We start from the raw sequence: 8,834 nt of genomic DNA on the forward strand, positions 1-8,834 counted from the left end.
AACATCGTGGTGTGCCCATCATGGCCACAGGCATGCATTTGCCCCTCATGTTCGGAGGCATAATCAAGCCCCGTCGCTTCAATGATCGGCAAGCCGTCAAAATCTGCGCGCAGGCCAATCGTGGGGCCATCGCCCTGCCCGTTGATGATCGCGACAATACCGGTTTGCGCGATGCCCTCATGGATTTCGTCCACGTTAAATTCGCGCAGACGGTCGGCAATGAAGCTTGCAGTTTTCGGGCAATCAAATGCCAGCTCTGGGATCGTATGCAAATGGCGGCGCCATTTGGTCATATCGGCGGAAAATTCCGCGATGCGATTTACGACGGGCATAGGATGGACTCCGAATAGAGGTGCGTTAGAAGGTCTTGTGACAGAAACGGACGGGTGAGAGCAATGCAAGACAAAAGCTTAATTCACGACGCAAACGGCGGATTGCCCCGCTTGTTGGAGATTATGCAGGCATTGCGGGATCCAAAAACGGGCTGTCCATGGGATATCGAACAGGATTTCGCGAGCATCGCGCCCTACACGATTGAAGAGGCCTATGAGGTCGCGGATGCGATCGAGCGCGAAGACTACGCGGAGCTGCGCGGAGAACTGGGCGATTTGCTGTTCCAATCGGTCTTTCATGCGCAGATGGCGTCTGAGCGCGGCTTGTTTGATTTTCACGATGTGGCGAACACGATGTCGGACAAGATGGTCGCGCGCCATCCCCATGTGTTTGGCGATCAAAGTAACGCGAAATCGGCGGAGCAACAGACTAAGGATTGGGAAACGATCAAAGCTGCTGAGCGCGCTGGTAAGGAACAAGGCGGCGCTTTGGATGGGGTTGCTGTTGGTTTGCCTGCGTTGTTGAGAGCGCAAAAGCTGCAAAAGCGTGCGGCGCGGGTTGGGTTTGATTGGCCTTCCACCGATGAGGTGCTCGACAAGATCGTTGAGGAAGCAGGCGAGTTGGTTGAGGCGCGCGAGACGCTGACACAGACAGAAGTTGAGGAAGAATTCGGCGATCTGATGTTCGTGATGGTCAACTTGGGGCGTCATCTTGGAATCGAATCCGAAACAGCCCTGCGCGCAGCCAATGCGAAATTCACACGGCGCTTTGGCATGGTTGAGGCGGCGCTCAACGAGAAAGGCAAAACGCCTCAACAATCCAATCTTGAAGAAATGGATGCGCTCTGGGATGCGGCAAAGCTTACCGAGAAATCAGGCGATTAACGCTTGAGCGGAGCCGAAACACGGCGCTTGGCGATGCGCGCAATCTCTTGTAATGGGCCAAGGTACAGCCCTTTGAGGCCCGTTTCATAGCCCTTCTCACCGGGCTCAAGACCAAACTCTAGGCTTTCATCCTCTTCCGACAGTCCGAGCGAGCCAAAGAGCCAATCCCAAACCGCCAGTGCCACGCCGAAATTCTTGTCATAGTGGCGACGCGCGATGGAATGGTGCAACTGGTGCTGCGCGGGGGATATCAGGATATGTTCCAGCCACGGCCAATAGCGAATGCCGATATGGCTGTGGCGCAAATTTGATCCCGTAACATGGAAGACAAACACCAGAACATTGACGCCGACCACAGTGTAAAGATCAACAGTATCGCCGAACAGGAACACGAAGATTGACAGCACAGCACCCTGCGCAATCGCGCTACGCAGGCCAAAGAGCACCCCTTCCAAAGGATGCACGCGGTAGACGGTCACGGGCGTAAGTGTGGTCGCCGAATGATGCACCTTGTGAATGGCCCATAGCGATGGCCAGCGATGCATCCAGCGGTGTAGTAGATATTTGGTGAAATCATCGACGATGAAGATCGCGGCAGAGAACAGCGCGACTACAAGGCCCGCGTTCGTGTCCTCAAAGACGCCTTTTGAAATAAACCCCTGCTCATGCAATGCGAAAAACAATGCGGTGGCGATGGCGATTTGGGTGAGCAACATCGGCGAAATGATCATCGCGATGATCTGGTTGATCACGAAGACTTTGTAATCCGCCTTGGATGATCCAGAGAAGAATATCTTGCGATCAAAGATGCGGCCAAGCGCTTGGCCCATCGAGTTGCGGCGCGCGATCAGCAGCCAAACGAAAGCAATAAGAATGGAGAGCGCGAGATAGCCAAGGAAAACACGTTTTCTCGGGTTCACGAAGTCAGAGAAAATCGAAACCAAAGAGTCTAGATAATCCATGATGACATCCTCGCAGCAGCAAAGTTGGACGGCGCATCACCTGCGCCGTCCATGAGATCAGATGATCTTAGTCTGTTTCAGCGTTGGATGCAGCGCCCAATTTTTCGGCCAAACCTTCGAGGTCCGCCAATTGGTTGTTGTTCAGCGCTTTGATGCCAAAGCTGTCTGACAGCAGTTTTTGAACTTTCAACATGTTGAGCTGGTAATCGTTCCACGTCATGCGCTTGTCTTTGAGGAAGTTGCCATCCGCATCGACGCCTGTGACGTAGGAGTTGTCCAGCGTAACCGGGCCAAAGCCGATCAAGTTGTTGAGTTCAACAGCCGTAGCGCCGAGGTTGTTTTTGCCGGACTGCAGCGCCATTGCGAAGCCTTTCAGCTCGCTCCAGTGTTTACCGTAGTTGCGGTATGCTTCGGCTTTCGCCTCTTCACCTTCTGCGGCTTTCAGCTTGTCGATGTCGCTGTATACGGAACCCGCATATTTGAAGGAGGCTTCTGCAAGCACCAATTCCCAGTTGCTTTCGATTGTCGCGGCGTAGCCTTTCAGCGTTGCGCGCTGCTCTGCGGAAAGTGCTTCGCCGCCCGCGGATACGATCAACTTACGACCTTCGAGATACGCAGACATGATGTTTTGCGCATATGTCGTCGCATCGCCGGAACGATCAAAGCTGGCTGCGTAGTACGCTGGGCCAAAAACCATTTCGGATTTCAGATCGATAACGCCATCTGCGTTTGCATCCGCAACGTCGCCAGATTTTTGCTTGGACACGTTGTAGATATCGTTCGCGGACAGCTCGAGCGCGTGCGCAGGTGCGCCCCAGTAACCGAAGCCTTCATCCCATGAATGCTCTTTACCTGTGTAGGCAGCGCCATCGCTATAAGGTGCGTTGTTTGGCTTGTTGTCCGCTTCGAGCTTTTCGTCGAGGTAGTTATCAACCGCTTGGTTGTACGCCATCGCGCCCATTGTGAATTTGGAGATCAACTGCGCGTAGTCATAACCAGTTTCCGCATCAAAGCCTTTGTTGGCCGCTGCTGCTTTCTTGATCATGTGGTATGCAACTTGCTTGCCTGTCATGTTGCCAGGCCATGCAGGCATCGCGCCTTCGTAGAATTTGCCAGAGATGTTCTTGCCGGAAGAAATCTCGTTCACAGTTGTTTGCTTAATCGCGAATCCGTCTTTGGACACAGGCGCGATGATTGGCAGGTCTGCATCAGAGCCGTCAAAGTAAGACAACATCTGCGCTTCCAGTTCAGCCGCGTTTGCGCCGCCATCACCGTTTGCTGCAAGTTTCTTGAGGCTGTTTTCCAGAACGTGACGCGCGATTTGACCAGAATAGGACACTGTGTTCGTTTTATCGCCAGCATAATCCTGCAAGGTCACCGGGAATGGGCCGTAAGATTCGGCGCTCAATGCAGTTCCCGCGCAAAGGGTCGTCGCAAGAAAAAGGCTCTTAAGAGTCATGGGTTCAGTCCTCATTTGGTCGTTCAAGCAAACCTGAGTGTTTAGCTTGGTTAAAAATCTGATGTCTTTTGTCAGGAATTTTGACAGCCTGTCAAGCGCCCATATAGGTAACATTACGGATAGCGCGAAATTAAATTGACCAATATTGTCAGAAAAGAAAAATCAGCTATATGGGTCAGCAAGCCCACTAACCGTCACGGAGACTGAAAAGACATGTTCAACCGAACAGCACTTTCCCTCACAACACTGCTTGCTGCTGCACCCGTCCTCGCGGATGAGGTAAATATTTACTCTTACCGCCAGCCAGAGCTGATCAAACCCCTTACCGATGCCTTCACTGAGCAAACCGGCGTTAAGGTTAATGTCGCCTTCCTAAAGCAAGGAATGGTTGAACGTCTCAAGGCAGAGGGTGATCGCTCTCCTGCTGATTTGGTGTTCACCGTTGATATTTCCCGCCTTGCCGCTGTTGTGAACGCAGGCTTTGCGGCGCCCGTCGAAAGCGACGCGCTCAACACAAACGTTCCCGAGCACCTGCGCGATCCCGAAAGACGCTGGTTCGGCATGACGACGCGCGCGCGCATTATCTATGCCTCCAACGACAACGTCGCAGAGGGTGAAGTCACCACCTACGAAGATTTGACCGATCCCAAGTGGAAAGGCCGTATTTGCACGCGCTCCGGCACGCACCCCTATAACATCGCGCTTATGTCAGCGGTTGTTCATCACCACGGTGAAGACGGTGCTAAAGCGTGGCTTGAAGGCGTGAAAACCAACCTAGCGCGCAAACCACAAGGCAACGATCGCGCGCAGATCAAAGCGATCTGGGCCGGTGAATGCGATATCGCAATCGGCAATACCTATTACTTGGGCAAGATGCTGGCTGACGACGAACAAAAAGCATGGGCCGAAAGCGTCCGCCCTGTTTTCCCGACATTTGAAGGCGCAGGCACACATGTGAACGTGTCTGGCGTGGCTTTGGTGAAATCAGCGCCAAACCGCGACAACGCCATCAAAATGATGGAATTTCTTGCGTCCCCCAAGGCACAAGAAATCTATGCGGCTGCGAATTTTGAATACCCAATCGCACCGGGCACTCAAGCTGTTGAGCTAGTGCAAAGCTGGGGTGAATTTACACCCGACGACGTGAATTTGATGACGCTTGCGGGCAATCGCTCAACGGCGTTGAAAATCACAGAAGAAGTTGATTTCGACGGATAAACGACAATCCATTTTCAGTACCTTGAAACGGTCCGTGCAAACGGGCCGTTTTATTTTTTGCTCTGCAGCATTCCGCCCAACGGCGCATCGCCCATGGACAAGTGCCTATTGCTGCATCACTTTGCCAAAAAATGCAGGAGCACCTCTATGCCCGTCAGAGACATCATCATTGATACGGATCCAGGTCAGGACGACGCCGCCGCGATATTGCTGGCACTGGCGAGCCCTGAAGAGATCAACGTTCTGGGAATCACCGCGGTTGCAGGTAATGTTCCCCTACCCTTGACCCAGAAAAACGCGCGTATTGTCTGTGAGTTAGCGGGCAAAACGAATGTTCCCGTGTTCGCCGGTTGCGATGCACCAATCGCGCGCAAACTGGTCACGGCGGAGCACGTGCATGGCAAAACCGGCCTCGATGGTCCAACCTTGCCGGACCCTGTGATGCCGCTTTGCGAGCAACACGCCGTCGATTTCATCATCGAAACGATCAGAGACTTGCCCGCAGGCACGATCACGCTGTGCCCGCTCGGTCCTTTGACCAATATCGCTACTGCCATTCAGCGCGCGCCTGATATCGTTGAACGGGTTCAGGAAATCGTGCTGATGGGCGGCGCTTATTTTGAGGTCGGCAACATCACACCAGCGGCTGAGTTCAACATTTACGTTGACCCGGAAGCTGCTGAAATCGTGTTTAAATCCGGCATTAAGATCACGGTCATGCCGCTGGATGTAACGCACAAAGTGTTGGTAACGCCCGAACGCGTCAAAGCCATGCGAGACCAAAAGACACCTGTCTGTGACGCCATGGCCGACATGATTGATTTCTTTGAGCGCTTCGATACGGATAAATACGGCTCCGCCGGCGCGCCATTGCACGATCCTTGCGTGACGGCCTACCTGATCAAGCCTGAGCTATTCTCAGGCCGCTTCGTAAACGTCGAAATCGAAACCCAATCCGAGCTAACCCTTGGCATGACCGTCGCGGATTGGTGGGGCGTGACGGATCGCACCCCCAATGCCATGTTTATGGGCGATGTGGATGCACAAGGCTTCTTTGACCTTCTCACCGAAAGGCTGGCCCGCTTATGAGCGCCGCATTACATCTTGCCAAACCGGATGATCTGGATCGGCTGATGCCGCTGGTCAAAGCCTTTCATGAAGAGGAAGGGCTAAAGAGCGATGAAGAGCATCGTCATAATGCCCTTGCCCCTTTGCTGGAGGGATCGCCGCTTGGCGCGGTTTATCTCATCGGTCCCTCGCGCGCGCCGATTGGCTATGTCGTTGTGACCTTTGGCTGGTCCGTTGAATTTGGCGGCATGGACGGGTTTATCGATGAAATTTACATTCGCTCGGGCGTACGCGGACGCGGCGTTGGCTCCGAGGTCATTGCCTCGCTCGTTGCGATGCTGAAATCCGTGGGCATGAAAGCCCTGCATCTGGACGTCGATCCCAAGAATGAGAGCGCTTTGCGGCTCTATCGGCGCAGCCATTTCAGACCGCGCGAGGGATATTTGATGATGTCCCGTATTCTTTGAGCCCATCAACCCCTATATGAGCGATATGAAAACACAAATTCCTTTCGACAATAGTTTCGCAGCGCTCAAGGGCGGCTTCTTCACCTCGCAAGCGCCTGAAGTCGCGCCTGAACCTTCGCTGCTGGCCTACAACGACGCGCTTGGTACGGAACTCGGCATCGAAAAAGGTGACGCCCGCGATCTGAGCGCGATTTTCAGCGGCGCGGATGTGCCAAGCGGCGCAGAGCCTCTTGCGCAGCTTTATGCAGGGCATCAATTTGGTTCTTACAACCCGCAGCTCGGCGATGGGAGAGCGATACTGCTTGGTGAAGTCATTGATACCAAAGGCAATCGCCGCGATATCCAGCTCAAAGGATCAGGGCGCACACCCTATTCGCGCGGTGGTGATGGCAAAGCGTGGCTTGGCCCGATCCTGCGCGAATATGTAGTGTCCGAGGCCATGCATGCGCTTGGCATTCCCACAACGCGCGCGCTGGCTGCCGTTGCCACGGGCGAGCAGGTATATCGCGAAACCGCCCTGCCCGGCGCAGTGCTGACACGCATCGCCGCCTCGCATATTCGTGTTGGCACCTTTCAGATTTTCGCCGCACGCGGCCAGATTGAACAGCTTCAAACCCTGTTTGAATACACCCGCACACGTCACTACCCAGTCGCCGATGGTGTCGAAGGGTTCTTGCAGGCGGTGATGGAGGCGCAGTGCAAATTGATCCCCGCGTGGATGGGTGTTGGATTTATTCATGGCGTGATGAACACCGACAATTGCCAGATTGCGGGCGAAACCATCGATTACGGCCCTTGTGCATTTATGGACGGATTTGCGACTGACCGCGTGTTCAGCTCTATCGATCGCGGCGCGCGCTATAGTTATGGCAATCAACCCGACATCGTCATTTGGAACATGGCGCAGCTTGCGACGGCCCTTGTGCCGCTGATGCCCAATGCGGATGCAGCCGTCACGCGGTTCACCGAAATGCTGCATGGAATGAAAGATAAGCTTCGCGCTGAATGGCTACTAGTGTTCGCGGCCAAGATAGGAATTGCCGCGCCGCGCGAGGGCGATGGGCCGCTCATCGCGGACCTGTTGGACATGATGGAAACCAGCGGTGCCGATTTCACCAATACGTTCCATGCGCTGACGCAAGGCAGTGCAAAAGATCAGGTCATTGATCAAAGCGCCTATCAGGCATGGCACGACAAATGGCAAACGCGGCTGGCGACTGAGAACGATCCAACCGCTGTCATGGCCCGCGCAAACCCTGCGATCATCCCGCGCAACCACAGGATCGAACAAATGATCGAGGCAGCGGTTCAGGGCGACTTTGCGCCGTTCCATCGTCTGACGGCTGCGCTCGCAACACCCTTTGATGTTGCCGAGCAAGACGAAGACCTCACCCGCCCGCCGAGCGAGCAGGAAATCGTGCCAGCAACCTTCTGCGGCACCTAAGCCAAATGGATCAAACCTTGGGCCTGCGCGAAATCAGCACGAGCCCAAGGCAGACCAGCACCAACGCACCGATGATTTCCGGGCCGATATGTTCGCCCAAGATCGCCCAGCCCATCAACACACTGAGCACAGGTGATAAGAAGGCAAAGGCGGCGAGATCAGAGGCCGGATAAATCTTCATCAACGCGAAGAAGAGCAAGAATCCAAAGAATACTGTGACCAGAGATTGGAACAGGATGCCTGCCCCATGAACCCATGTGAATTCTCGGATCAACGGGCCAAAGAATGGCGCGAGCGCAAAGAAGATCAGCGCAGAGATTGCGAGTTGGCACATGAGTTGCACTTCGGCGCGCGCGGTGCTGATTGCCGTTAGACGCACGGCGAGCGTTATCCCCGCCCAACACAGCGCGCCGATCAGCGCAAGCACATCGCCAAGCAAGCTCGCCTGCCCTGATGAGCGATCAAGGAAGGCCCAAGCAACGCCGCAAACCGCAAGTATGAAACCAATTAGGCGCAGTCCGCTCAGCTGCTCGCCCGGCAAAACAAAATGCGCGGCAAGGCCGAGCCAAACAGGCATCGTGTAGAAAATCACACTGGCGCGGCTGATCGTTGTCAGGTCAAGCGCCACAAACAGGCACAAAAACTCAATGCCGAACAAAACCCCAACGAGGATGCCGCCTTTGATTTGTGCGCGGCTCATCCGCGGCGAAATTCCGCGAAACCACATCCAAACACCAAGCGCCATAAGGCCGATCAAAGATCGCAACGCTGCTGAAAACACAGGTTGAATACCGACCAGCGTAGTTTTCACCACAACTTGGTTAAAGGCGATAAGCACCGCAAAGCTGACAATCGCAAAGAGACCAATGCCATCAAGGCTCGTTTTTCTATCCATGGCACTGGCAGATCGGATCGACGATGTCAGGTCAAGGCGTTTCATGCTTTCCTTGCTCGCGGCAAGGCTCTACGCTGCGTGAAATACAAACATTTGGACATCTG

At 54.4% G+C, this 8,834-nt stretch carries 9 protein-coding genes; 5 read left to right on the plus strand and 4 right to left on the minus strand.

The window, feature by feature from the left end; genetic code table 11:
* The coding region (locus ABJQ89_RS06335) for a M20/M25/M40 family metallo-hydrolase (protein WP_348495424.1) at positions 1-332 on the minus strand (332 nt) is incomplete at its 3' end.
* A 63-nt stretch (positions 333-395) separates the two neighbouring features.
* On the opposite strand from ABJQ89_RS06335, the gene mazG reads away from it, so the two are divergent.
* The gene (gene mazG / locus ABJQ89_RS06340; RefSeq protein ID WP_348495425.1) at positions 396-1,217 is read left to right on the plus strand and encodes a nucleoside triphosphate pyrophosphohydrolase; all 822 of its coding nucleotides are present in this window, start codon (positions 396-398) and stop codon (positions 1,215-1,217) included.
* Here mazG and ABJQ89_RS06345 read toward each other — a convergent pair.
* Together ABJQ89_RS06345 and ABJQ89_RS06350 are read right to left on the minus strand one after the other, a co-directional pair.
* The gene (locus tag ABJQ89_RS06345) at positions 1,214-2,179 is read right to left on the minus strand and encodes a sterol desaturase family protein (protein ID WP_348495426.1); all 966 of its coding nucleotides are present in this window, start codon (positions 2,177-2,179) and stop codon (positions 1,214-1,216) included. The genes mazG and ABJQ89_RS06345 overlap by 4 nt on opposite strands.
* A gap of 67 nt (positions 2,180-2,246) precedes the next feature.
* Positions 2,247-3,638, minus strand: coding sequence for a DUF4856 domain-containing protein (locus tag ABJQ89_RS06350; protein ID WP_348495427.1), 1,392 nt, complete (start codon positions 3,636-3,638; stop codon positions 2,247-2,249).
* Between the two features lie 213 nt (positions 3,639-3,851).
* Between ABJQ89_RS06350 and ABJQ89_RS06355 the strand changes: the two genes are divergently transcribed.
* The 4 genes from ABJQ89_RS06355 (at position 3,852) to ABJQ89_RS06370 (ending at position 7,835) form a co-directional block, all read left to right on the plus strand.
* The gene (locus tag ABJQ89_RS06355; RefSeq protein WP_348495428.1) at positions 3,852-4,856 is read left to right on the plus strand and encodes a Fe(3+) ABC transporter substrate-binding protein; all 1,005 of its coding nucleotides are present in this window, start codon (positions 3,852-3,854) and stop codon (positions 4,854-4,856) included.
* Between the two features lie 147 nt (positions 4,857-5,003).
* Positions 5,004-5,945, plus strand: coding sequence for a nucleoside hydrolase (locus tag ABJQ89_RS06360; protein WP_348495429.1), 942 nt, complete (start codon positions 5,004-5,006; stop codon positions 5,943-5,945).
* A complete protein-coding gene (locus ABJQ89_RS06365) occupies positions 5,942-6,391 on the plus strand; it encodes a GNAT family N-acetyltransferase (RefSeq protein ID WP_348495430.1) in 450 nt (149 codons plus the stop codon). Before ABJQ89_RS06360 ends, ABJQ89_RS06365 begins: the two co-directional genes overlap by 4 nt.
* Before the next feature lie 25 nt (positions 6,392-6,416).
* A complete protein-coding gene (locus ABJQ89_RS06370) occupies positions 6,417-7,835 on the plus strand; it encodes a protein adenylyltransferase SelO (RefSeq protein ID WP_348495431.1) in 1,419 nt (472 codons plus the stop codon).
* Positions 7,836-7,845: 10 nt separating this feature from the next.
* Here the strand turns inward: ABJQ89_RS06370 and ABJQ89_RS06375 are convergent, their stop codons facing one another.
* The gene (locus ABJQ89_RS06375) at positions 7,846-8,775 is read right to left on the minus strand and encodes a DMT family transporter (protein ID WP_348495432.1); all 930 of its coding nucleotides are present in this window, start codon (positions 8,773-8,775) and stop codon (positions 7,846-7,848) included.
* Positions 8,776-8,834 lie beyond the last annotated feature (59 nt).

It is taken from the genome of Planktotalea sp. (genome assembly GCF_039984035.1).
Lineage (GTDB): Bacteria > Pseudomonadota > Alphaproteobacteria > Rhodobacterales > Rhodobacteraceae > Planktotalea.